The organism is Pseudaminobacter soli (ex Zhang et al. 2022) (assembly GCF_014595955.1).
GTDB classification, from domain to species: domain Bacteria; phylum Pseudomonadota; class Alphaproteobacteria; order Rhizobiales; family Rhizobiaceae; genus Kumtagia; species Kumtagia pseudosoli.
In genome coordinates this window covers 40436-65084 of the sequence record NZ_JABVCF010000018.1, presented here as the reverse complement: position 1 = coordinate 65084, position 24649 = coordinate 40436, and the positions used below count along the sequence as shown (strand labels likewise).

Here is a 24649-nt window from a genome sequence, read left to right as displayed (position 1 = left end):
GGTGATCCAAGAGGAAGGGCGTTCGGCGCCCAACTGCGCGCTGTCGCTCGGCACTGGAGGACGCGTTCTCCCATGCTGATGCAGCAATTGCTCAACGGCGTGGTCGTCGGCAGCGTCTACGGCCTGTTCGCGCTCGGTTTCCAACTCGTCTTCGGCGTCAACCACATCATGAACATGGCGCATGGCACGGTGTTCATGTGGGGTGCCTTCGCCGGGCTCTACGCCGTCATGCTGTTTGACGTGCCGTGCCCAGTGGCGGTGCTGATCGGCGCGCTCGGGGGCGGAATCGTCTCGGTGGTGCTCGACTGGGTCGCCTTCCGACCGCTGCGCAAGCGCGGCGCACCCGAATTCTCATCGATCGTATCCTCGATCGGGGCGAGCCTGATCCTGCTGTCGCTCGCCCAGCAACTCACCGCCACGCGGGTGATGCGCTTCCCCTTCGACGTCTTCCCGATCGTCGTGTTCAACTTCTTTGGACTGCGGATACAGCTGCTGCAACTGGTCATCGTCGGCATCGTCGTGCTGATGGTCGTCGGCTTGCTCTACTATCTCTACCGGACAAGCTTCGGGCGGCAGATCCGGTCGGTCGCGTTCTCGGAAAGCACCTCCAGGCTGCTCGGCATCAATCCGTTCGCCATCAACTTCCAGGTCTTCTTCATTTCGGGCGCGCTGGCCGGCATCGCCGGCGTGCTGATCGGCATCGTGTTCAACTCCGTCCATTTCATGATGGGCGAGCCGCTCTTGTTGCGCGCCTTCGTGGTCATCATCCTGGGCGGGCTGGGCAGCATTGCGGGGGCGCTGATCGCCGGGCTGCTGATCGGCATCATCCAGACGCTTACGGTCGCCTATCTTTCCGCCGGCCTGGCCGACGCCATCGTCTTCTCCGCTCTCTTTCTCGTGCTGCTCATCCGCCCGACAGGCCTGTTCGGCGGCGCCGCGGCCGTTGCCCGGGTGACGCGCCGATGATCGGGTTCCTCAATTCCTACGCGCCACTGCTCGAACTGGCACTGTTCAACGCGCTGCTCGCCTTCTCGCAATATGTGGTGCTGCGCGCTGGCGTCTTCTCGCTGGGCACGGCGGCGTTCGCCGCACTCGGCGCCTATGCCGCAGCGGTCCTGGCGACCAAGCTCGCCATGCCCGCCTGGCTGGGATTGGTCGCCTCGCTCGGCATCGGCACGCTCGCCGGCGCGCTGGTAGCGATCCCGCTCGCCCGGCTGCGAGGCGTCTTCCAGGCGCTCGCCACGCTGGCGCTGGTGCAGATCGTGCTGTCGATCACGCTCAACTGGGTCGAGGTCACCGACGGCGCGCTCGGCATCAACAGCATCCCGAAGACGGTCGGCCTGTTCGGCATGATCGTCGCCGTGCTCGCGGTCGGGTATTTCCTCGCCGTCATCGGCACGTCCAGCATCGGCCGGGCCTTCGACATCATCCGCGAGGACGAAACCGTCGCCGTATCGCTCGGCATCTCCGTGCCGAAGCACCACATGATCGCCTTCATCCTCTCCGGCGCGATCGCCGGCCTTGCCGGCGGCCTGCACGCCTACAACAGCTATTCGATCACGCCCAACGAATACGGCTTCAACATGCTGGTTATGGTGCTGGCCATGGTGGTGCTGGGCGGCCGGGTGTCGATCTGGGGTCCGCTGGTGGGAGCGGTGATCCTGACGGTGCTGCCCGAGATCCTGCGCGGCTTCCAGGAATACCGGATGGTGGTCCAGGGCGCCCTGCTCATGGTCTCCATCGTGTTCCTGCCGCGCGGCGTCGCCGATACGACGCTTGCTGCGCTTCGCCGGCGCCGGATCGCGGCAGCCAAGGCGAAAACCGGTACGGTGACGGCATGAAGGCGCTCACTCTTGACAACATTGCCCGCAGCTTCGGCGGCCTGCCAGCCGTCGACGGCCTCAGCCTGCAGGCTCCGGCCGGCAGGATCACCGGCCTGATCGGCCCGAACGGCGCCGGCAAGACCACCGTCGTCAACCTGATCACCGGCCTGCTCAAGGTGGGCAACGGCCGCATCCTGGTCGGCGACGACGACATGACCGAAGCCGACGCGCCCACGCTGGCGCGGGCGGGCGTGGCGCGCACCTTCCAGAACATCCGGCTGATCGGCGACGCGACCGTGCTGGACAATGTCGTAGCCGGCTTCCATCGGCACGAGAAGGCGGGCACGCTCGCCAACATGCTCGGCCTCCCCGCGGCCCATCACGAGCGCAGGGAATTCGAGCGCAAGGCCTATGCGCTGCTAGACCGGTTCGGCATGACGGCGCTGGCGCGCCACCCGGCGGGCAGCCTGTCCTACGGCCACCAGCGCCGCATCGAGATGATGCGCGCCCTGGCGATGGAGCCATCGGTGCTGCTGCTCGACGAGCCGGTGGCCGGCATGAACGACGCGGAGGCCTACAGCCTCGCCGACATCTTCCGCGACGTGGCGCGGCAGGGCGTGGCGATCCTGCTCATCGAGCACAACATGCGCTTCGTGATGTCGCTGTGCGAGCATATCTATGTGCTCGCCTTCGGCCGCCTTATCGCGGAAGGGACGCCAGACGAGGTCGCCAGCAATCCGCGCGTCATCGAAGCCTATTTGGGAAGCTGAGCCGTGCTGACGATCCAGAACGTTTCTGTTTCCTATAGCGGCATCCGTGCGCTGCGCGGCGTCACCCTCTCGGTGGCGCCGGGTGAGATCTTCGCCCTGATCGGACCCAACGGCGCCGGCAAGTCGACGCTGCTCAACGCCGCCAGCGGCCTCGTCCCGCTTGCCGAGGGCGAGATCAGACTCGAGGGCGAAACGATCTCCGGGCGTCCCGCGCACAAGGTGGCGCGCGCCGGCCTGATCCAGGTGCCTGAAGGGCGCCGCGTCATCGCGCCGCTGACGGTGGCGGAGAACCTCGAGCTCGGCCGACAGGCCGCCGGCATTCGCGGCACCTCTTCCGCCGATCTCGACCAGGTGCATTCGCTGTTTCCCATCCTGGCCGAGCGGCGCAACCAGCCTGCCGGGCTGCTGTCGGGCGGACAGCAGCAGATGCTAGCGATCGGCCGCGCGCTGATGGGCCGGCCGCGCGTGCTGCTGCTCGACGAGCCGAGCCTGGGCCTCGCCCCGGTCATCATCCGCGAAGTGTTCGACGCGCTCGTGCGGCTGAACAAGGACGGTCTCACCATCCTCCTCGTCGAGCAGAACGCCAAGCTCGCGCTCGAGACCGCGCATAACGCGGCAATCATCGAGCAGGGCCGCATCGTCCACAAGGGCGCGGCCACGGCCCTCGCCGGCGATCCCGTCGTGGCCGACCACTATTTCGGCCGGGCGAAAGTGGACGCGTGAGCGAGGCCCCTCGACTGGAACGCGCTGCGCGCCGCTTCTGGCACCAGGGGCACTTGCCTCTCGCCGCTCCAGTGCGGCCAGGAGACAAGGTGATGGCCGATTACGGAACGCTGGGCGTGGCGAGTGTTCGTTTCGCCTGAAGCACGCGTTCGATCCGCCCCCGGCCGAAGGGACAGACCGAAATTCCGACCGGCGGATAGATGCACTGAATTCCGGCGAACCCAGAAATGTCGCCGGAGTCGAGGGATGCGCTCGAACGCAACGAGCGTCGCCGGAGCAGGGAGAATACCTGACCACGCCCGACGCCTCGCTTGGACAGGGAGGAATACGATGAAGCTTACCCGCAGAATTCTGATGGCCGGCAGCGCGATCCTGCTGGCGAGCGCGTCGACGGCCGCGCCGAGTTGGGCCGAAACCGCCAAGATCGGCGTGATGAACGCGCTGACCGGCCCCTATGCCTTCGGCGGCGTGCCGATCCAGAACGGCATGAAGCTTGCCATCGAGCAGGCGAACACGTCCGGCGCGCTTGGCGATCTGAAGCTCGAAGTGGTCGAGGCGGACTCGGCCGGCGACAAGGCACAGACCATCACGCTGGTCAGCAAGTTCGCACAAAGTGACAATGTGCTGATGATCCTCGGGCCGACCACCAGCCTCGAGGCAACCGGTGGCGCGCCGGTCGCCAACGACCAGAAGGTGCCGCTGTTCGCCATCGGCTCGTCCACGGCGATCCTCGACGCTGGGCCTTATTCCTACAAGGTCCAGCAGGTCGGCATGGACATCATGGGCCACCTGAGCAAATACGCCGCCGAGAAGCTGGGCGTGAAGAAGGTCAGCCTAGTATTCGATCGCGCCAATGACGGCTTCGTCGGCCAGAAGGACGCCTTCAAGAAGCTGCTCGTGGAGGAAGGCGTCGAGATCGTGTCGGAGGAAGGCATCCTGTCGTCCGACACCGACTTCCTGGCGCTGGCGACCAAGCTCGCCAGCCAGGACATCAACGCCTTCTTCGTCGCCGCGCCGGCGGAAGTCGGGTCCAACGTGCTGCTGCAGGCACGCCAGGGCGGCGTGCCGCCGGAAGTGCTGTTCCTCGGGCCGTCGACCTTCGGCTCGGAATCCTTCATAACCACCGCCGGTGGCGCGTCGGAAGGCGCTTATGTCGTCGCCGACTATTTCGTCGGCGATCCCACCCCGATCAACCAGGATTTCGTGAGGGCCTACACAGAAGCCTATGGCGCGAGCCCCGACAATTGGGCGGCAATGGGCTATGCGCTGGCATCCCTCGCAGTGCAGGCGATCAAGGACGCGGGACCCGGCCCCGATCGCGACAAGGTGAAGGATGCGCTCGGCAAGCTGCGCGACCAGCCGACAGTGCTCGGTACCCATGTCTGGACGCTGGACGACAAGCGAAACCCGAGCTACGGCGCGGCCGTGATCACAGTCAAGGACGGCAAGTTCGAACTGGCACCCTGACCCGGCCTTGCGGTCCGATCGAGAACCACCGCCGCCCCAAAAGGGCGGCGGTTTCGTTTTTCGCTGGCGTTTGCGGGCGGCGCAGTGTCCTTGTCCCTCGGCGGGTTACAGACGCGGACCGTCCCGCTGTTAACTCTCGTGCAGATTTTCACGGGAGGATTCTGAGCGGCATGCGCTTCAAGGATAAAGTGGTCGTTATAACCGGCGGCGGCTCCGGCATGGGGCTCGCCGCGTCGAAACTGTTCGCCGCCGAAGGCGCCATCGTCGCCGTAAACGACGTCAAGGCAGAGACGGCAGAGCGGACCGTCGCCGCCATCAGGGCCGCGGGTGGCAGCGCTTTGTCGATCCCGGGAGACGTCGCCAGCAAGGAGGTGGCGCACGCCTGCGTGGCAGAAACCGTCAAGCGGCACGGCCGCATCGACGTCCTCGTGAACAATGCCGGGATTGCCACGATCCAGCCGGCCGAAACCTACACCGAGTGGGACAGAATCATCGGCGTCGACCTCAACGCTCCCTTCTACTGGTCGCAGGCCGCGGCCGCGCAGAGCATGATCCCGAACAAAGCCGGCGCCATCGTCAACATCTCGTCACTGGCGGGGCTGGTCGCCTATCCCGGCGACGTCGGCTACATCGCCGCCAAGGCCGGGGTGCTCGGGCTGACCCGGTCGCTCGCGGTCGAATGGGCGAAGTACAACATCCGCGTGAACTGCGTATGCCCCGGCTTCACCGACACGCAGATCATCAAGGAAATGGAGGCGATCGACCCGAACCGCTTCGCCGAGCGGCGCCGGCGCATCCCCATGCAGCGGGCCGCACAGCCGGAGGAGATGGCGAAGGCCATGGCCTTCCTCGCCTCGAACGACGCCTCCTACATCACCGGGGCGACGCTCAACGTCGACGGCGGGCAGATCGCGCTGTCCTCCGGCTGGTCTCCGGGCTGAGGAAGGCAACCATGCGGTTCAAGGACAAGATCGTCGTCATCACCGGCGCCGCCTCGGGCATGGGCCTGGCCGCGGCACGCAAGTTCGCCGCCGAGGGGGCGACCGTCGCTCTCAATGACCTGAAGCCGGAAAGCCTCGAGGCCGCCGTCGGCTCGATCCGGGAAGCCGGAGGCAATGCCGTAGCGATCGCCGGGGACGTCGCCGACGAAGCCGTGGCGGAGGCGAGCATCCGTGAGGTGGTCGACCGGCTCGGCCGCGTCGACGTGCTTGTCAACAATGCCGGCGTGTCGACCATCCAGCCGGCGACCGACTATGCGGTGTGGCGGCGGACGATGGCGATCAATCTCGATGCGCCATTCTACTGGTCTCGCGCGGCCGCCACGCTGACGATGATCCCCAACCGCAGCGGCGCCATCGTCAACGTCTCCTCCAATGCCGGCTTCGCCGCCTTTCCGGGAGACGTCGGCTACATCGCCTCAAAGCACGGGGTCACCGGGCTGACAAAGGCACTGGCCGTCGAATGGGCGCAGTACGGTATCCGGGTCAACTGCCTCTGCCCCGGACTGACGGAAACCAACATGATCAAGCAGATGGAGACGCTGGACGCCAACCGGTTCGTCGAGCGCCGCCGCCGCATACCGATGGGCCGCATCGGCAAGCCGGAGGAGCAGGCGGACGCCATGCTGTTCCTCGCGTCCGGGGAGGCCTCCTACGTCACCGGCCTGATCATGAACAATGACGGCGGCCAGATGGCGCTCTATTCCGGCTTCTCGCCGAACTGAGGTACCCGCCGGGGGTGACATCCCGGCGGAACCGCCTCGCGGAGAATGGGGGACCTGATCTGGGAGGATTGGCAATGAGCGACGTCGCCGGCACCACCTCGCGCGGCAGTTGTCCCGTGCACGGCATGGGAAATCGCCCCAGCCCCTACTATCACGAAACTATGTACGCCGAGTTGGCGCAGGCCCGTCGGGACGAGCCGGTCTTCTACTCGCCCGAGACCGGCTACTGGATCGTCACCCGCTATGACGACGCGATGGCGATTCTGCACGACCACGACCGCATCTCCTCCGAGAACACCAGCGACTCGGCCTCGCCCGTCCATCAGGACGCCATCGACATTATGAAGGCCGGCAACTTCACGGCCGAGAAGGTGCAGTCGAACTGCGATGGCGAACGCCATACGCGCGTGCGCAACGCCTCGGCCCAACTCCTGAACATCAGGACCTTCACGGCGATGGAGCCGGCCATTCGGGATCTCGTGACGAAGGCGCTCGACCGACTGGAGGGCCGGCAAAGCGCCGACCTGCTAGCGGATCTCACCTATGAATTGCCGGCGCAGGTCCTGTTCCTGCTCTTGGGCATACCGCAGGAGGATATGGACAAGGTCAAGGCTTGGTCGGGAACCCGCACCATCCTCAATTTCAGCCCGTCGACCTACGAGCAGCAGATCGCCGGCGCGAGGGATATGGTCGCCTATTGGCAATATTGCGTCGACCTGGTGCGCAAGAGGATGGAAAGCCCCGGCGACGACGTCGTCAGCGGCCTGCTCAGGGTGCGCAACGGCGACGATTCGATCCTGACGCTCAACGAACTGACGACCGTCGTCTACGGCCTGGTCTTCGCCGGCCACGAGACGACCACCAGCCAACTCACCAACGCTTTCCGCGCGTTGCTGACCTATCGCGACAACTGGGAGGCGATCTGCGCCGACACCTCGCTGATCCCCTTCGCGGTCGAGGAAACGTTCCGCTATTGCGGCGCGGTCATCGGATGGCGCCGCCGCGCTAAGACCGCCATCGAGATCGGCGGGGTCACCATCCCGGCCGGCGGCAACATCATCCTGTCCTTCGGCTCGGCCAACCGCGACGAGAAGCATTTCGAGGAGCCGGAGCGCTTCGACGTGCGGCGCAAGAACGCGCGCAAGCACCTGACGATGGGCAACGGCAAGCATGTCTGCCTCGGCGCGCCGCTCGCCCGACTGGAGATGAAGATCGTGCTGGAGGAGTTCACCAGACGCTTCCCCAATGTCCGGCTCGCCGAGAATGCGAAGGTCGAGCACGCCTACACCTATGTGTTCCGCGCGCCGCGGTCGCTGCCGGTCGAATTGCGCTGACAGCCTTAGCGGCGACGGTGATCGCCCGCAATGAGCAACGACGGTGATCGCGGGGACTTGGCATGAACGCAGCGCTGGAATTCCGCACGATCGCCGGAAAGGACGGCGTCCGGCTGAATGTCGCCCTTGCCGGCGCCGGGCCGCTCTTGCTGTTCGTGCACGGCTTTCCGGAATCCTGGTATTCGTGGCGGCACCAGATCGAGACCGTCGCGGCGGCGGGCTTCCGGGCCGCCGCGCTCGAAGTGCGCGGCTACGGCGCCTCCGGCAAGCCCCGCCCGGTCGAGGCCTATTCCATCGTCGAGCTCGCCGGCGACATCGCGGCTGTCATTGAGGCACTCGCCCCCGAAGGCGCCGTGCTCGTCGGCCATGACTGGGGCGCGGTGCAGGTGCAGGCGGCGGCGCTGCTGCATCCCGCCAGGGTGCGCGGTATGGTCACCGTCTCGGTTCCGGCCGCCAACCATCCGCCGCAAAAACCGTCGGACGCCTGGCCGCGCCTCTATGGCGAGCGTGTCTTCTACCAGGCCTACTTCCAGCCGGAAGGCGTCGCCGAGGCCGAGTTCGAGCCGGATCTCGAACGGTTCATCCGCGTCTTCTTCCGCAGCCTGTCCGGGCAGGGATCGCTCACCGACAACGTCCTCGTCCGCCCGGCGGGAACCACCCGGCTGCTCGACGGCTTGCCCGACCCGGACGACCTGCCGCCGTGGCTCAGTCGCGAGGACGTGCGCTTCTATGCCGAGAGCTTCCGGCGCAGCGGCCTGCGCGGCCCGCTCAACCGATACCGCTGCATCGATCTCGACTGGACTCTGATGCGGCCGCATGCGGATGCACGCATCGAGCAGCCTTCGCTGTTCATCGGCGGCGTGCTGGAGCCGACGCGCTACATGATCCCCGGCTTCGACCGCTATGCCGACCCGGTGCCGCGCCTCGCCGACGTGCGCGGCGTGCATTTCCTCGATGGCGTCGGCCACTGGGTGCAGCAGGAGGCGCCGGAGGAGACGTCCAGGCTGATCCTCGACTTTCTGGCGATGCTCGAGGGGCCGCGGTGAATCGGTCCCTCCCGAGGTGACAGACCTGCGGGGGCCGGCGGGCGTAACACGATGGCCGGAGAGGATATCCGCACAGTCATGAGCGATCTCGCCAAAGTATGGGACATTCCGGCCGCGACCTGCCCGCTGGGCAGCGTCGGCCACCGCTACAAGCCGTTCGATCATGCGGAGATGCACGCGACGCTGGCCCTGGCGCGCGCCGAAGAACCGGTCTTCTACAGCCCCGACATCGATCACTGGGTGGTGACGCGCTACGCCGACGTGCTTGCCATCCTGCGCGACCCGGAGCGCTTCTCGGCCGCGAACGCCAACACGCCGATTTCGCCCGTGCCGCAGGAGGCTTTGAATATCCTCGGCGAGGGCGGCTATTCGCTGGAGGGCATCCAGGTCAACTGCGATCCGCCGCGCCATACGCGAATCCGCAATCTCGCCGCGCAAGTCCTCAACATGAAGCGCTTCGCGAGCATGGAGGACGACATACGCCGGCTGGTGGTCGCGGATCTCGAGCGCCTGCGGGGACGCGGACGCGTCGACCTCCTGAAGGAGTTCACCCACGAGCTTCCGGCCAAGGTGATCTTCAGGCTGCTCGGCATTCCCGAGGAGGACGCGCAGCAGGTCAAGGCGTGGTCGACCAACCGCCTGCTCCTGAGCTTCTCGCGCCCGACGCACGAGCAGCAGATCGACGCCGCGCGAAACCTGCTGAAATTCTGGCACTACTGCGTCGACCTCGTCGCGCGGCGCATCCGGGAACCGCGGGACGATTTCGCCAGCGAACTTCTGCGGCTGCGCGGTGGCGACGACGCCGCGCTGACGATCAACGAGATCAACTCGGCCACCTTCGGGCTGCTGTTCGCCGGGCATGAGACGACGACCAGCCAGGCGACCAACACGATCGACGCGCTGCTTGCCGATCCCCGCCAATGGGAGGCGATCCGCGCCGATCCGGGCCTGATCCCGAACGCCGTCGAGGAGGGCCTGCGGCTGTTCGGCGCCGTCGTGAACTGGCGCCGTCGCACCACATGCGACGTGACGATCGGCGGGACGACCATTCCCGCCGGCTCGAACGTCATGATCTCCTTCACCTCCGCCAACCGCGACGACGAGCAGTTTGCCGACGCCGACCGTCTCGACCTGACACGGCCAAACAGCCGCAGGCACGTGACCTTCGGCAACGGTATCCACGTGTGCCTGGGCGCGCCTCTTGCCCGTCTGGAGATCAGGGTGATGCTGGAGGAATTGACTCGGCGCTTCCCGGGCATGCGGCGGGCCGGCGACCTGCCCGTCCGCTACGCCCCGGCTTTCGCCTTCCGGGCGCCGCAATCGCTGTGGGTCGACTTCGACGGTTGATCCGCACTGCCGGCCGCGCCGGTTCAAAGAAAAGGAACAGGACCCGATGCAGATGGGACGCTTCCAGCCTCCTTCCCGCCAGATCGTCGTCTATGGCCAGTCGACCAGCACGGCGCTGACGCAGTTCCTCAAAGATTTCTGGGTCACGCAGGCCGTGCTGGTCACCAATTCGTCCCTCGCTAAGCGCGGCGGGCTGGCGGACAAGGTGGCGGCCGAACTCGGCGACACCTGCGTGAGGCGCCTTGAGGGCCTTGCCGCCAACTCGCCACGCGCCGACGTCGTCCGTGTCGCCGATGCGCTGCGCAGCCGCGGCATCGAGGCCGTGGTCGCTCTCGGCGGCGGATCGGTGGTGGAGACGGTAAAGGCGGCCCGCATCTGTCTCACCAACAATGTCGGCGACACCGCCGATCTCGACCGGCTGAAGCTGTCGACAACGGCGGCCTCGCCCCGACCCTATCTGGTCTCGATCCCGACGACGCTCTCGGCCGCCGAATACACCCAGTATGCCGGCATCACCGACGAGCGCACGGGCGTCAAGGACGCCTTCCATCATCCCGACCTCGCCGCCGACGCGGTCGTCCTCGACCCGGAGGCGACCATGGCCACGCCCGACGCACTCTGGTTCAGCACCGGGCTGCGTGCGCTCGACCATGCGGTCGAGACCTGGTGCTCTCCCGTCCGCGCGCCCTATGCCGACGCGACCGCGCTTTATGCGGCACGGGTACTGGCGCGGGCGCTGCCGCGGACGAAAGCCGAGCCGGGTGATCTGGCGGCGCGGCTCGACTGCCAGATCGGCGCCTGGATGTCGATCCAGGGGGCAACAATCGGCATCAGCCACGGCGCCAGCCATGGCATCGGCCATGGACTGAGCGGCGTCACCGGAATGAGCCACGGCGTGACCTCCTGCATCATGCTGCCGCATGTCCTGCGCTACAATGCGGAGATCAACGCCGACCGGCAGGCGGCGCTCGCCGAAGCGATGGGCCAGCCCGACGTGCCGCTCACCGAGATCGTGGCGGCGCTCGTCGCCGAACTCGGCCTGCCGTCGCGGCTGCACGACGCCGGCGTGCAGGAGGGACAGCTCGACGCGATCGCCGATGCGGCACTTGCCAATCCACGCGTGAAAGCCAATGCGCGCCCGATCCCCACGAAGGCGGACATGATGCGAATCCTGCAATCCGCCTGGTAGCAGCGATGGGGCATTTCCGTATTTCTCCGAACCAACGGAACTGCCCTATCTCCTTGTTTTCGCAATCCCGCTGCGCACTTTTGCCGGAATTGCTCTATTCGATCTCGAAGATCTCGTAGACGGCGCCTTCCACGGTGCGGTAGCCGGCGCCGACGGCCAGTATGCCATTCAGCCACATCAGGCGCGGCGCCGCCGTCTCAAACTGAACGATCGTGCGGAAATAGTCCTCGCCATAGGCGACTGCCTCGGAGTTCCTGTAACGCTCCATCACCTCGGGCGGACCGTGCCGGCGCCCGACATAGGTCATGTATATCAACTCACCGGCATCGGTCTCGAGGACCAGCCGCACGTCCAGATGCATACCCCCGTCCGGGCGCATCATCAGGAAGTCGCCGCCCCCCGGCAGGACCCTGCCGCTCAGACGCTCGCCTTCGAAACGGCCGCCGGTGACGAAGACAACGCGCCGTTGATAGCCGATGGGCACGGGCCCGACATGGGTCGCGCCGTTGGCCGTGTCGGCCTGCATCGTGAACAGCGGCTTCAGACGGATCTCTACCATACCTTCTCCCCTCCTGTTGCCGCACCACCATCGACTGGACCGCCCACGGAAGGCGGTCCCCGATATCGGGGACAGATGGCGGAACGGTCCGGCCTAAGCTGACGGACGCCGCGCTGGCAGTCCGTGTAAGCCGGCCCGCACGCCGACCATTTGCGACGAGAGGCTTCGATGAAGAACTACGGTCTCAAGGACCGCGTCGTCTGCATCACCGGCGGCGCGTCGGGTATCGGCCGCGCTGCGGCGATCGCGCTCGCGGGAGACGGCGCCCATGTCGCGATCGTCGACCTGCGCGATGCGGACATCGCGCCCGTGCTCGACGAACTCCGCAGCCGCGGCGTTAAGGCGGCCGGCTTCGCGATGGACGTGCGCGACGCCGCCGCGACGAAGCGGGCCGCCGATCATTTCGAGAGGGAACTCGGCCCGGTCGACGGCCTGTTCGCCTGTGCCGGGATTTCTCGCACCGCGCCTGCGGAAATCCTGCCGGAAGCGGATTTCGAGGACGTCCTTGAGATCAACCTGAAGGGGCTGTTCCTCACCTGCCGCGAGTTCGGCGGCCGCATGGTCGAGCGCGGCAAGGGCTCGATCGTCGTCATCGGCTCGGTGGACGGGCTGGGCGGCCATGCCGGCCGACTGCACTACGTCTCGTCGAAGCACGGCGTCAGCGGCCTGGCGAAGAACCTCGCGATCGAGTGGGGTCGGCACGGCGTGCGCGTCAATTGCATCGCGCCCGGCTTCGTCGACACGCCGCTCTTGCGTCGCAACATGCCGCCGGCCTTCATCGACGCCGTCGTGGACCGCACGCCGCTCGGCCGCATGGGTATGGCAGAGGAAATGGCGAGCGTGGCGCTGATGCTCCTGTCCGACGCCGCCTCCTTCGTCACAGGCGCCGTCCTGCCGATCGACGGCGGCCTGACCTCCGGCTTCTTCACTAAGAAGCAGGGCGGCGACTATTCGTCGAAGAAGCTGCTCGAAGCCGGCGTCTACAGCGAATAAGCGGATCGGGAAGGAGAGCGCAAATGCAGGACGATGCCGTTCCGGTCGCCGACGAACTCGCAATGCGCAACCTGCTGGCGCGCTATGTCCATCGCGCCGATGCCGGCGATCTCGACGGCTTCGCCGCGCTCTTTCTCACGGAGGGCACCTGGACGCGCGAGAACTCGCCACCCGCCGCGCAAGGCGGGTCGGGCCTGCCGGCCGAGACCATGACCGGCCATGAGCAGATCAAGCAGATGATCGAGAATTCGATCATCAAACGCTTCGACCGCAAGTTCCGCCACCAGATGACGGATGTCCTGATCGAGCCGGGTGATGGGCCGGACGACGCGCATGGCCGCTGCCGTGCGCTGATCACCGACTGGCGCGACGGGCCGGGCAAGATCGCGATGTGCGGCGCCTATAGTTTCCGCTTCGCGCGCACTCCGCAGGGTTGGCGCTTCAGGAGCGTCAGCGTGCGCGTTCTGCCGGATTGATTCCGGCAGTATTTGCGGTTGATCGTGGGGCCTTCGAGGCCCGATATGATCTTCTCAACCCCGAGCCGCCAGATTGGGCCGCGCGATTCCGTATCCGATCGGCTGCAGGATGTGGATGTCGGTGCCGCGCAGCAGCGGCCGGCCGTAGCGCCGCCGCTCCTCGTCGCGGACGGCAAGCAGGCCGGGATCAATCTGGTGGGCGAAACTGGCCTGCCGGCAGCTTTCCGCGTCGGGCCAGGCAAGCAGGGTCACGGCCTGGTTCATACGCGTGCCGAACCATGTCGCGAAGACGCCGAGCACGCGGGCTCCCCTCGCCCGCAGGAACGGAAGATCGTGATCGGCCAGTGACTGGTGCGCGAGATTGGGATCCTGGTTGAGCACGTCGTGGAAGCGCAGTTCGTGGACACCGCCGACCGGCTCCTGGCTGCCAGCCTCGCGGAACCGCTCCCACACCGGCGATGGGCGCAGGATGAAGACGTGCGAGCGCTCGACGCGTTGCTGCCCGCCATAGTTGGCGCCCATCTTCGCAACCCACTCGGGATCAGCATAGAAGCGCTCCCAGGCGTTCATCCGGTCGTCGAGGTCGCGCCAATGCAGGATGTAGCAGTAGAGCGGCGACAGTGGACCCGCATAGCCTTCCCAGAAGGCGAGTGGGGCCGGGATGCCGTTGCGGGCGAACAGCGGCGGAACGTCCTCGCCCATCAGCCGATGGAAATCCGGCATCCGCCCGGGAACCATCTGATAGAGGCGCAACTCGTAGTAGCTGTCGATCGTGAGCGGCGGAGCGAGCCGAGTCATGGCGTTACTCCGAGATTGGCTTGCGGCAGGTTCCAGGAGATGGGCCCCAGAAGATAGGCATCGGGCGAGCCGAACAGGTTGCGCCCGTGGCGCTGGCGCTCCGCCTCGCGCCGCGCCCGCACGGCGGGATGCCGGTCCATCTCGAACCAGGCACGCTGCTGCGAGGCCAGATCGGGCCAGGCGAGAAGGGTGACGAAGCGCGGCCGCTCCGGCCCGATCGTCACCTCGAAGAGGCCGAGGAGCCTGGCGCCAAGTTCGCGCAGCGCCGGCAGGTCGACGCTGCCGAGGCTGTCCCCCGCCTCGGCCTGCGACCCGTTGAGCACGTTCTGAATACGCAGTTCATGCACGCCGCCCACCGGGCCGGGGACGGGATCCGCACCGGCCTTGCGCCATGCGGTGGAAGGCTCCAGCAGCCAGGTCTCGATGCTGTCGACCAGCGGCTGGCCGTCGGTGAGCTCGGCGCGGCGGGCCCGCCAGAACGGGTCGGTCCAGAAGCGCGGAAAGCGCTCGTCGCGCTCCTTCATGCTGTTCCAGCGGATGATGTAGAGGAAGCCCGGCGCCTGGCGGCCGCTGAGCACCGCCCAGGAGCCTAGCGGGCGATGGACGCCGTAGCGGTCCCAGAGCGACTCGGCGTGCGCCGGCGGCCCGCCCGGCTCCTCCGGCGCGCCAGCAAAACCCATGTCATGCACCAGCGCAAGCTCGGAAGCCATGCGCCCAGGCGTTACGGAGTAGAAGCGGAATTCGAACATGAGCCCGGTATCTATGTTGCCGTCACGGCGTCAATTCGGCACCGCCCCCTCGCCCACCAGAAAGCCATCGAAAGCGTTCTGGAAGACCAGCGGATTGAAGTATTCGCGCGTCCAGGCGATTTTTCCGCCACGCAGATTGACGATCATCACGTAGCGCTGGTCGTACACCCTGCCGGTCTCCGGAACCTCGCTGCGCCCGCCCGCTTCCACGATGACCACGTCGGGGTCCGTGGATTGGTGCAGGTCGTAGATGGTGAAGACCGGGCCACGGCGCTTTTCCAGCACAGTCCTGTAGTGGTGGACGATGTAGTCGCGGCCCTCGAAGGTCTGCCTGAGCCCCTCCTTTGCCGGCATGAACGGATTGAACTGCGTGGCGTCCTCGGTAAAAAGCGCGCCCCAGGCGTCGAAGTCGCGCTTCATCAGCAGGCGGTAGAAATCGATCGCCACCGTCTCCTGCGGCGTCTTCGGCTGAAACGCGTCGACGGGCGTGCCGGGCCCGGTGGCCGATCGCGCAGCCGACGGATTGGGATTGGCGGTGACGTCGGAGCCGGCGAACGCCCGCTGCCATATGATCGGGTTGAAGTGCTCGCGGTTGAGCACGATCTTGCCGTCGCGCAAGCGGAAGGTGAAGACGTAGCGCTGATCGTACAGCCGGCCGGTCTCGCCGATCGTGCTGCGGCCAGCGGCCTCGACGACGATGACGTCCGGATCGGTTGTGCGGTGCAGCTTCTCGATCTCGAAGACGTGGTCGCGGCGGTTGGGGATCGATTTCCTGTAGTACGACAGGAGCTTCTCCTTGCCGTGCCAGGCGGACTCCAGCACCGCCACGCCGGCCGCGAACGGCATGTCCTGCACCGCATCCTCCGCCCACAGCTCGGCGAAGGCGTCGAGGTCCTTCTTCATCAGGTTGGTGTAGAAGCCGAGCACGGTGCGTTCGTTGGCGTCTCTCGGCGCGATCTGGTCGGCGCGTGTCATCCTTCCTTCCCTTGTGAAATTCGCGTGGCGCCCGATCAGCGGTTGGCCGCCTCCCAGGCGCGCAGGTCAAAGCCGTCCGACGCAGCCTCCTCCCAGCGCGGCGTGGCGCGGCTGGAAAGAATCTTGCGCGCCGCCATGAAATCCCCCGGACGGTTCACCGATTCGACGGCGATCAGCCTGCCCCTGTGGAATAGCAGGATCGAGAAGCTGCGGGTCGCGGGATCGCCGAGGCGCACGGTCGCATCGTGCCCGGCCGAGAGCCCCACCATCTGCAACTTGAGGTCACCCTGATCGGTCCAGAACCACGGCACCGCGGCATAAGGCGCGCCCTTGCCGACCAGCCGGGCGGCCACGGCACGCCCCTGATCGGCGGCGTTCTGCACCGACTCCAGCCGGATGAAGCTGCCGGCGTGCTGGCTCGGAAACATCGCGCAGTCGCCGATTGCCGAGATCGCCGGATCCGACGTCAGCAAGTAGGAATCGACCTTGATGCCGTTTTCAATATCGAGGCCGGCCTCGCAGGCGAGTTGCGCGTTGGGCAGCACACCGATGCCGAACACGACGAGATCGGCGGGAAGTCTGCGCCCATTGGTCAGTTCGACAGCAGTCACCCTACCCCGCTCACCGTCGATGCGCGACAGGCCCTGGCCGAAGTCGAGCATCACCCCCCAATCGCGATGGGCGTCGGCGAAGAACTCCGCCATCTCCTTCGATACGGCGCGCGCCATGGGCCGGTCGGCCAACTCCACGACATGCACGTTCTTGCCGTTGGCGCGCGCCACGGCCGCGAACTCCAGCCCGATGAAGCCGGCGCCGATCACGACGACGTTCTCGATCTCGCCCAGTCGCGTGGCCAGCGCATCGGCGTCGCCGAGATTCTTGAGGCCGAAGACGCCGTCCAGTTCCGCCCCCGGCACTGGCAGCGAGCGATTGTGCGCCCCGGTGGCCAGCACGAGGTGGTCATAGGGAAGAGCGTTGCCGTCGGCGAGGCTCACACGCCGGTTGGTACGATCGAGCGCGGTCGCCGCGCTGTTGACGAGGTCGATCCGATGATCGGCGAAGAATTTCTCCGGACGGAAAAGCAGGCCGGGCGCATCGGTCTTGCCGAGCAGATAGGCCTTGGACAGCGGCGGCCGCTGGTAAGGCATGCCGGCCTCGTCACCGACAAGCGTGATCGATCCGGCAAACCCGTCCTGGCGCAGGGAGGCGGCAGTCTGGAACCCGGCTTGGCCTGCGCCGACGATCACGATCGCGTTCAGCATGTCATCCTTCGTTCGTTGGCGTCGGCCCAGCCTCCGCCCTGATACCTGCAGATGATCGGCTTGCGGCGAAAGGACGCGTATCCCTCCGTCAAGGGACGCGGAGCTTTCCCCAGGAAGGGGGACAGATAAGGTGCATGTCGGGTGGTCTTCTAACGCCGATCATAGGACTTTGTACGAACCGCCGCGGCCATGCTTTGCGGGGGTGGCCTGCCCCCTGGGGTGGGCGGGCAAGACAATGCCAGAGCGATTGGTTTGAGGCTGATAGTCGAGCATGAGTGAAGCAGCGCTGAGCACGGAGACGGCCGATGCGCCGGTTCTCCACGTCGATCCCTATTCGCTCGAGGTCCTGCGCGATCCCTATCCTTTCCACGAGCGGCTGCGCGAGGCCGGCCCGGCCGCCTTCATCGAGCGCTACGGCGTCTATGCCGTCGGCCGCCACGCCGAGGCGACGATCGTGCTGAACGATCATTCTCGCTTCACCGCGCGCGGCGGGATCGGCATCCAGGACATCCGCAAGCCCGGCGACTTCCGCATCCCCAATCGCCTGCTTGAAAACGACCCGCCCGGCCACACCGCCATCCGCGCCACCCTGACGAAATACCTGTCGCCGATCGTGATCCGGCGCTGGCGGGAGCATTTCGAGACCGAGGCGAAGCGGCTGGTGGAGGATCTGGTCGCGAAAGGCGAGTTCGACGGCGTCGAGGATGTGGCGGAAGCCTTCGTGCTGAAGGTCTTTCCGGAAGCCGTCGGCGTGAAGCTGCCGCGCAAGGAAATCCTCGCCATCGGCGAGATGCGCTTCAACCAGAGCGGCCCGCCCAACGAGCTCTACCACCGCGCGATGGAACGGGCGAAGCCCTATCTCGAATGGTTCGAGAACAGCGTACGGCGCGAAGGCGTCACACCGGGTTCGATTGCCGAGATGCTGTTCGACGCCGAAGATCGCGGCGAGTTCGAGGAAGGAATCGCCTCCAACATGGTGCGCTCGTTCGTCGGCGGCGGCACCGATTCCACCATTACCGGCATCGGCCATACGCTAAACAAGCTGGCGCAGAACCCCGACCAATGGGCGATCGTAAAGTCCGATCCGAGCAAGGTGCGGGCCGCCTTCGAAGAGGCAGTGCGGCTGGAATCGCCCTTCCAGGTGACCTATCGCACGACCACCGGCCCCGTTGAACTCTCCGGCCTACGCCTTCGGCCTGACACCAAGGTCGGCGTGTTTCTAGGCTCTGCCAACCGCGATCCGCGCAAATGGGAGGATCCGGACAGGTTCGATGTCACGCGCGATACCACCGGCATCCATCTCGGTTTCGGTACCGGCGCGCATATCTGCATCGGCCAGATGATCGCGCGGCTCGAGGCCGAGGCGATTCTGAAGGCGCTGGTGACACGATTTGAGGTGCTGGAGCCGGCCGGCGAGCCACGCTACCGACCGATCAACCAGATGCGCACGCTCGATTACCTGCCGCTGCGCGCCGTCGTGACGTAACCGCCATGCTGCGCGAAGCCACACAAGCCACGGCGCAGGCAGGCAAGGACGGGATCGAAGCCCCGGTCCTGGACATCGATCCTTTCACCGAGACGGTGCTTGCCGATCCCTATCCATTCCACGCCGCATTGCGCGAGACCGGCGCGGTGGTGTTGCTGAGGCCGTACGGAATCTATGCGGTCGGACGGCACGAAGAAGCCAAGACTGTGCTTTCCGACGATGAGCGGTTCATGGCAAGCGCCGGCACGGGGATGTACGACCTGCGCAAGCCCGGCGCTTGGCGGCCGCGCAGCCCGCTGTTGGAAACCGACCCGCCCGAGCACACGAAGCTGAGGGCCGTGCTCACCCGCATCATCTCGCCCTTCGTCATCCGCAAGTGGCGCGCTGATTTCGAAGTCGAAGCAGAGCGGATCGTCGAGCGCATTCTCGACCTCGGCACCTTCGACGCCGTCAAAGAGATCGCCGAAGGTTTCGTGCTCACCGTCTTCCCGAATGCCATCGGCGTCGACATTCCGCACGAGAACGCGGTCGCCATCGGTGACATGAACTTCAACGCCATAGGTCCGAACAACGAGATCTTCCAGCGTTCGCTGAGGAAAGTGGAACCGATCCTGGAATGGTATCAAAAGAGCTTCCAGCGAGAGAGCATGCGGCCGGGAGGCTTCGGCGAGCAGATCTATCTGGCGCAGGATGCCAGCGAACTGCCGGCTGACAGCGCGCCTGGATTGGTGCGCTCCTTCATCCGCGGCGGCATGGACACCACCATCGCCGGTATCGGCTTCGCGCTGAACCAACTGGCGCGCAGCCCCGAACAGTGGGACGCCATCCGCACCGAACCAGCGCTCGTGCGCGGCGCCTTCGAAGAAGCTATCCGCCACGAAGCGCCGTCGCAGACGCAGTTCCGTACAGTCGTGCGCGAAACGGTTCTGGGCGGCGTACGGCTCGATGCCGACAGGAAGGTCGCCATCTTCATGGGCGCCGCCAACCGCGACCCCAGGCGCTGGGACCATCCCGACAGCTACGACATCCGCCGCGGCGCAGCCGGCATCCACCTCGCCTTCGGCAGCGGTGCTCATATCTGCATCGGCCAGATGATCGCCCGGCTCGAGGCGGAAGTCATCCTATCGGCGCTGGCGCGGCGGACCGCGACCATCGAGATCGCCGGCGAGCCGTCCTACCGGATCATCAACACCTTGCGCACCCTGAAGGAACTGCCTCTGCGCGTGACCCGTGCCTGAGCACCGTGCAGTTCGCCGTAGGAACCACCAAGAATGACGAACGCCGCCTTTGAACGGTTACCCGAACCTCCGGTCCTCGACGTCGATCCGTTCTCGGACGAGAACATCGAGAACCCCTATCCCTTCCACGAAAGGCTGCGAGAGACCGCGCCGGTCGTGTTCATCCCGAAATACGGCATCTATGCCGTCGGCCGCTACGAGGAAGTGCGGACCGTCATGAGCGACTATGTACGCTTCACCTCGGAAGGCGGCATCGGCATGTCGGACATCCGCAAGCCGGGCGCCTGGCGCACGCCGAGCCCGATCACCGAAGTCGACCCGCCGCGGCATACGAAAATCCGCGGCGCCCTGACCAAGGTCCTCTCGCCGCTGGTGATCCGGCAGTGGCGCGAGCACTTCGCCGCGGAAGCCGAGACGGTGGCGGAGCGCGCCGTCGCCAAGGGTGAGATCGAGGCGGTACGCGAACTCGTCGAAGCCTTCGTGCTTAAGGTCTTTCCCGACGTACTCGGCGTCGACATGCCGCGCGAGAATTTCGTCGCCATCGGCGAGATGAACTTCAACCAGATCGGCCCGAACAACGAACTTTTGAAGAAGTCCCTCGACCGAGTCTCGCCGATCCTTGATCAGTACCAGCACAGCTTTCAGCGCGAGAGCATGCTGCCCGGCGGTTTCGGCGAGAAGATCTACCAGGCTGAAGATGCCGGCGATTTCGAGAAGGGCACAGCGGGCGTGCAGGTACGATCCTTCCTGCGCGCCGGTGTCGACACCACCATCGCCGGCATTGGCCACACGCTCAACCTGCTGGCGAGCAACCCCGGCGAATGGGCGAAGGTGAAGGCCGATCCGTCGAAGGTGCGAGGCGCCTTCGACGAGGCGATCCGACTTCAATCGCCCTCGCAAGTCATGTTCCGGACGACCAAGGGTGGACAGGTCCTGTCCGGCCTGCGTCTCCAAGACGACACCAAGATCGCCAACTTTCTCGGATCCGCCAACCGTGACGCCCGCAAGTTCGCGGACCCCGAGCGCTTCGACGTCGACCGCGAGACCGCAGGCATTCATCTAGCGCTAGGCGTCGGGCACCACATCTGCATCGGCCAGATGATCGCGCGGCTCGAAGCCGAATGCATTCTCGGAGCGCTGTTGCGGCGCGTCGAGAGAATCGAGTCTGCCGGCACGCCGGAGTACAGGCTCGTCAATACATTGCGGACGCTTGAGCGCCTTCCGCTGCGGCTCGTCCGCGCCGCCTGACAGCAAACGAGGTTCTGCCGATGCCCAAAGTCACTTTCATCAACCCCGACGAATCCCGGATCGAGCTCGACATCCCCGTCGGCACCAGCCTCATGCGTGCGGCGACGGCGCATGGCATAGACGGGATCGTCGGCGACTGCGGCGGCGGGCTGACATGCGCCACCTGCCATGTGCTGGTGGAGGACGGCTATCTGGACAGGATGCCGCCGGTCCAGCCGAACGAAGACCAGATGCTCGACTTCACGGCGATGGGACGGTCTCCGTGCAGCCGCCTGAGCTGCCAGCTCGTAGTGACCGAAGAGATGGACGGGCTTACCGTGCGCATCGCCGACCCGCAGCTTTGAAGCTGCGGCGCAATCCGAAGACAACGACAAGGGCCGTAAAGTCCGGCCCTCTCTCCACCCTGAGCTGGCAAGCCGCGCGAGCTTGTTTGGCCGACGGCGTGTACGTCGGCCAATTGGGGAGGAGGGCTAAACGAGTTCGGGCAATAGGGGCGATCCGAGACGGAGACGACCCGAGCCTGATCCGGATTCCCAAGATTCGTTGCGGCGCGCGAGTTCGCCCCGCTCGAGCGCTATCGAGCCCCTCGCTCCATTCCGATGAATGACCCCAGATTGCTGCGGCGACTCCTTGCGAAAACGGGTCGGCGGCATGCGCAGTTGCCGACCGACGGCCGGCTGCTCGGGGCTGCGGGGAGCGGCCGAAATACTTCGGATCCCGAAAAACACGGTGCGGAGCAAAATACAAAACCTGAGCTAAAATGTTCACTATGTGTGACAGCCATTTATATAAGCATTTTCAATTACATAACTGGCGTGCATTGCAACATTGATTTCGTATTGAAATATTTTCAGAATGAAATTATCGTGTTGCCAGTTGCATTGTCAGGGAGGAGTTAATGACAATCACGCTGAATGCCGCGCATGCGCCGACGGACCGCCCTGTGCTTCAGGACGGTTCCGCGCTCTCGGCCATCGTGGAGTCGATCGGCGCCCATGATTTCGCCGAACGCGTGCTGTCCTTCGCCGCCGCCGTCGTCGGGGCCGACCATTGCGCGGCTTACCAGCTCCGTGGCGGGGAACTGTCCCTGCTCGTCTGCGCCAACCTCGAAGCGGCACCTGCCGGGCCGGATCTCTCGGCCTACGAGATAAAGCGCCAGCTCAGCATGGTTGCCGTTGATGCGGTGCGCATCGAAATCGCAGGCATCCCGGAAGCCGGGGCACGCGCCTGTGGATTCGCCGCCGGGCGCCGGCAGCGTATCCTCGTCGCGACGCGCAAGGCCGACGCCGCCTACTGCCTGAGCATCGTTCGCCCGGCGCAGCACGATCCGGCGCAGGACATGGACATCGAGTTGCTGCGGCGCACCGCCGGAATACTCGTTTCCGCGATCGCCAAGCACAATGACTTGGTCGCCAACAAGCCCAACCTCACGCCGGCCCTCAGTTCGCTGCCGGAGATCGAGGAATGTGTGCTGTCGGCGACCGATCTGTCGCGGCGCGAAGGCGAGGTTTGCGCGCGCATCCTCTACGGGCTTTCCTCCTACGGCATCGCGCTCGATCTCGGCATCGGCAAGGAGAGCGTGATGACCTATCGCAAGCGAGCCTATCTGAGGCTCGGGATCGGCAGCCAGCGCGAGTTGCTGATCTGGTATCTGGCGCTGTGGAGCGCGACGCGCAGCGAGCCCGAAGCCGCCGCCACCCTGAACTGACAGGCGGCCGCCACAGTAGCAATCAAGCCTCCTCCCCTGCCTGACCCGCTTCGATGCGGGTCTTTTTTTGTGCCGACATGGAGGCGGTCGTCTTCCGATCATGCGGGGCGGTGCGCGCACATCTCAAAGCTGGCGCACAGAACACCGAGGGAGGCTAGGCAATGTATTGAAAAGGTCTGTATCGCCCCCTGATAAGGGCACACGTTCGCATTCGGGCGGCGCAGCGCCTCAAGAGATCTCCGCGGCCTACCCGCCAGAGATTTCGCTTATCTCGGCAGCAAAAAGTGAGAGCGTCGGATGCTCCGCCTGACGGCGACACCTCTGCGCCGCTTGGGCAGCGTCCGTTGAGGATAGGGGCCGCTCAAATCCTGCGGTTAAACAAGAAACGGGCGCGGAGCGCCCGTTTTCCCGATTGGCTTTGGATGCCCCGATCAGTCGAAGAACAGGGCCGGAAGGTAGAGCGACAGGATCGGAAACGACGCGATGACGAAGACGCGGATGATGTCGGCCGCCACGAACGGGCCGATGCCGCGCACCACCGTAGTGATCGGGATGTCGGGGGCGAACGACCTGACCACGAACAGGTTCACGCCGACTGGCGGCGCGATCATGCCCAGTTCGCATAGCACGATCACCAGGACCCCGAACCAGACTGGATCGTAGCCGAGGCCGGTGACGATCGGGAAGAACAGCGGCACCGTCAGCAGCATCATGGACAGCTCCTCCATGAGCGCGCCGAGGATGATGTAGATGACGCAGATGACGATGATCACCATGAACGGCGAAAAGCCGGAATCCTGCACGAACGACAGAAGCGCAGTGTGCGCACCGGTGTAATTGAGGAACTCCGTGAAGATCAGCGCGCCGATCATCAGGCCGAAAATCACGGCGGTGGACTGGGCGCTGTCGAGCAGGATGTCGTAGAGCACTTGCTTGGTCAGACGGCGGCGGGCGAGCGCGAGGCAGAAGGCGCCAAACGCGCCAATGCCCGCCGCCTCGGTCGCCGTGAAGATGCCGCTGTAGATGCCGCCGAGCACCAGGGCGAACAGCAGGGCCACCGGCCAGACGCTGAGGAGCGCCTCGTAGCGCTCCTGCCGCGACGACTTCACGGCGCTCGGAGCCGACGCCGGATCGCGCCAGACCGTCCATTTGACCGCCGCGACATAGCCGAGGATGCCAAGCGCGCCGGGAACGAGCGCCGCGGCGTAGAGCTTGCCGATATGAGTCTCGGTCATGATCCCGTAGATCACCAGGAGCACGCTCGGCGGGATGATGATGCCGAGCGTCGCGCCCGCGGCAATGGTGGCCGCGCTCAGGCTGTCCTTGTACTGGAACGAGCGCATCGACGGCAGCGCCACCTTGCCCATGGTCACCACGGTGGCGACGCTCGACCCGCACACCATGGCGAAGCCGCCGCAGGACCACACCGTTGCGCTCGCAAGGCCGCCTCGTCTTCCGCCGAGGAAGGCCTGCGCGGCCTTGTAGAGCTCGCGCGACACGCCCGTGCCGGCGATGAAATTGCCCATCAGGATGAACAGCGGGATGACGCACATCGAGTAGGACATCGCCGCGTCGCGGGTGGTCAGCGCCAGCATGATCGACGACTGCTTCCAGCCGATCAGCATGCCGAAGCCGACGAAGCCGGTTATGCCGAGCGCCACCGCAATCGGAACGCGCAGGAAGATGAGGACGAATGACAGGAGAAAGCCAGCGCCGGCGGCGACCATGGGATCAA

24 protein-coding genes are annotated in these 24649 nt (G+C 65.8%); 18 read left to right on the top strand and 6 right to left on the bottom strand.

The window, feature by feature from the left end:
- Positions 1 to 72 precede the first annotated feature (72 nt).
- From HUI96_RS25860 to HUI96_RS25810, 11 genes are all read left to right on the top strand, one after another.
- Complete coding sequence (locus HUI96_RS25860; RefSeq protein ID WP_188257595.1) at positions 73 to 966, top strand: branched-chain amino acid ABC transporter permease; 894 nt, start codon at positions 73 to 75, stop codon at positions 964 to 966.
- Positions 963 to 1841: a branched-chain amino acid ABC transporter permease gene (locus HUI96_RS25855; protein WP_188257594.1), complete on the top strand. Its 879-nt coding sequence runs from the start codon at positions 963 to 965 to the stop codon at positions 1839 to 1841. Before HUI96_RS25860 ends, HUI96_RS25855 begins: the two co-directional genes overlap by 4 nt.
- A complete protein-coding gene (locus HUI96_RS25850) occupies positions 1838 to 2593 on the top strand; it encodes an ABC transporter ATP-binding protein (RefSeq protein ID WP_188257593.1) in 756 nt (251 codons plus the stop codon). The genes HUI96_RS25855 and HUI96_RS25850 overlap by 4 nt, the downstream gene beginning before the upstream one ends.
- Positions 2594 to 2596: 3 nt before the next feature.
- Positions 2597 to 3316 carry an ATP-binding cassette domain-containing protein gene (locus tag HUI96_RS25845; protein WP_188257592.1) on the top strand — a complete coding sequence of 240 codons (720 nt, stop codon included), beginning with the start codon at positions 2597 to 2599 and terminating at the stop codon, positions 3314 to 3316.
- Between the two features lie 330 nt (positions 3317 to 3646).
- Positions 3647 to 4783 carry an ABC transporter substrate-binding protein gene (locus HUI96_RS25840; protein WP_188257591.1) on the top strand — a complete coding sequence of 379 codons (1137 nt, stop codon included), beginning with the start codon at positions 3647 to 3649 and terminating at the stop codon, positions 4781 to 4783.
- A 170-nt stretch (positions 4784 to 4953) separates the two neighbouring features.
- Positions 4954 to 5724 carry an SDR family NAD(P)-dependent oxidoreductase gene (locus HUI96_RS25835; protein ID WP_188257590.1) on the top strand — a complete coding sequence of 257 codons (771 nt, stop codon included), beginning with the start codon at positions 4954 to 4956 and terminating at the stop codon, positions 5722 to 5724.
- Between the two features lie 11 nt (positions 5725 to 5735).
- Positions 5736 to 6506 (top strand): SDR family NAD(P)-dependent oxidoreductase, encoded by a 771-nt coding sequence (locus tag HUI96_RS25830; protein WP_188257589.1) that lies wholly within the window; start codon positions 5736 to 5738, stop codon positions 6504 to 6506.
- A 74-nt stretch (positions 6507 to 6580) separates the two neighbouring features.
- On the top strand, positions 6581 to 7840 hold the full coding sequence (locus HUI96_RS25825) for a cytochrome P450 (RefSeq protein WP_188257588.1): 1260 nt from the start codon (positions 6581 to 6583) through the stop codon (positions 7838 to 7840).
- A gap of 62 nt (positions 7841 to 7902) precedes the next feature.
- Complete coding sequence (locus HUI96_RS25820) at positions 7903 to 8886, top strand: alpha/beta fold hydrolase (RefSeq protein ID WP_188257587.1); 984 nt, start codon at positions 7903 to 7905, stop codon at positions 8884 to 8886.
- Positions 8887 to 8964: 78 nt separating this feature from the next.
- Complete coding sequence (locus HUI96_RS25815) at positions 8965 to 10233, top strand: cytochrome P450 (RefSeq protein ID WP_188257586.1); 1269 nt, start codon at positions 8965 to 8967, stop codon at positions 10231 to 10233.
- Positions 10234 to 10279: 46 nt separating this feature from the next.
- Positions 10280 to 11422, top strand: a complete 1143-nt coding sequence (locus HUI96_RS25810; RefSeq protein ID WP_188257585.1) for an iron-containing alcohol dehydrogenase — start codon at positions 10280 to 10282, stop codon at positions 11420 to 11422.
- Between the two features lie 94 nt (positions 11423 to 11516).
- On the opposite strand, the gene HUI96_RS25805 is transcribed toward HUI96_RS25810, so the two are convergent.
- Positions 11517 to 11981 (bottom strand): DUF3237 domain-containing protein, encoded by a 465-nt coding sequence (locus HUI96_RS25805; protein ID WP_188257584.1) that lies wholly within the window; start codon positions 11979 to 11981, stop codon positions 11517 to 11519.
- A 168-nt stretch (positions 11982 to 12149) separates the two neighbouring features.
- Between HUI96_RS25805 and HUI96_RS25800 the strand changes: the two genes are divergently transcribed.
- Complete coding sequence (locus tag HUI96_RS25800; protein ID WP_188257583.1) at positions 12150 to 12974, top strand: SDR family NAD(P)-dependent oxidoreductase; 825 nt, start codon at positions 12150 to 12152, stop codon at positions 12972 to 12974.
- Positions 12975 to 12997: 23 nt separating this feature from the next.
- The gene (locus tag HUI96_RS25795) at positions 12998 to 13450 is read left to right on the top strand and encodes a nuclear transport factor 2 family protein (RefSeq protein ID WP_188257582.1); all 453 of its coding nucleotides are present in this window, start codon (positions 12998 to 13000) and stop codon (positions 13448 to 13450) included.
- Positions 13451 to 13504: 54 nt separating this feature from the next.
- Here HUI96_RS25795 and HUI96_RS25790 read toward each other — a convergent pair whose 3' ends face one another.
- From HUI96_RS25790 to HUI96_RS25775, 4 genes are read right to left on the bottom strand one after another with little or no spacing between them, the layout of a single operon-like run.
- Positions 13505 to 14248, bottom strand: a complete 744-nt coding sequence (locus tag HUI96_RS25790) for an NIPSNAP family protein (protein ID WP_188257581.1) — start codon at positions 14246 to 14248, stop codon at positions 13505 to 13507.
- A complete protein-coding gene (locus tag HUI96_RS25785) occupies positions 14245 to 14997 on the bottom strand; it encodes an NIPSNAP family protein (protein WP_188257580.1) in 753 nt (250 codons plus the stop codon). Before HUI96_RS25785 ends, HUI96_RS25790 begins: the two co-directional genes overlap by 4 nt.
- Positions 14998 to 15027: 30 nt before the next feature.
- Positions 15028 to 15972, bottom strand: coding sequence for a nuclear transport factor 2 family protein (locus HUI96_RS25780; RefSeq protein ID WP_188257579.1), 945 nt, complete (start codon positions 15970 to 15972; stop codon positions 15028 to 15030).
- A gap of 35 nt (positions 15973 to 16007) precedes the next feature.
- The gene (locus HUI96_RS25775) at positions 16008 to 17234 is read right to left on the bottom strand and encodes an NAD(P)/FAD-dependent oxidoreductase (protein WP_188257578.1); all 1227 of its coding nucleotides are present in this window, start codon (positions 17232 to 17234) and stop codon (positions 16008 to 16010) included.
- 271 nt (positions 17235 to 17505) lie between these two features.
- Here HUI96_RS25775 and HUI96_RS25770 point away from each other — a divergent pair, with 271 nt between their 5' ends.
- The 5 genes from HUI96_RS25770 to HUI96_RS25750 all read left to right on the top strand — a co-directional run bounded on the left by HUI96_RS25770 (position 17506) and on the right by HUI96_RS25750 (position 22914).
- Positions 17506 to 18720, top strand: coding sequence for a cytochrome P450 (locus HUI96_RS25770; protein ID WP_188257577.1), 1215 nt, complete (start codon positions 17506 to 17508; stop codon positions 18718 to 18720).
- 5 nt (positions 18721 to 18725) lie between these two features.
- Complete coding sequence (locus HUI96_RS25765; protein ID WP_188257576.1) at positions 18726 to 19958, top strand: cytochrome P450; 1233 nt, start codon at positions 18726 to 18728, stop codon at positions 19956 to 19958.
- A gap of 33 nt (positions 19959 to 19991) precedes the next feature.
- Positions 19992 to 21206 (top strand): cytochrome P450, encoded by a 1215-nt coding sequence (locus HUI96_RS25760; RefSeq protein ID WP_188257575.1) that lies wholly within the window; start codon positions 19992 to 19994, stop codon positions 21204 to 21206.
- Between the two features lie 20 nt (positions 21207 to 21226).
- Entirely contained in the window at positions 21227 to 21550 is a 324-nt protein-coding gene (locus HUI96_RS25755) for a 2Fe-2S iron-sulfur cluster-binding protein (protein ID WP_188257574.1), read from the top strand.
- Positions 21551 to 22104: 554 nt separating this feature from the next.
- Complete coding sequence (locus HUI96_RS25750; protein WP_188257573.1) at positions 22105 to 22914, top strand: helix-turn-helix transcriptional regulator; 810 nt, start codon at positions 22105 to 22107, stop codon at positions 22912 to 22914.
- A 431-nt stretch (positions 22915 to 23345) separates the two neighbouring features.
- Here the strand turns inward: HUI96_RS25750 and HUI96_RS25745 are convergent, their stop codons facing one another.
- Positions 23346 to 24641, bottom strand: coding sequence for a TRAP transporter large permease (locus tag HUI96_RS25745; RefSeq protein ID WP_188257572.1), 1296 nt, complete (start codon positions 24639 to 24641; stop codon positions 23346 to 23348).
- Positions 24642 to 24649: the final 8 nt, after the last annotated feature.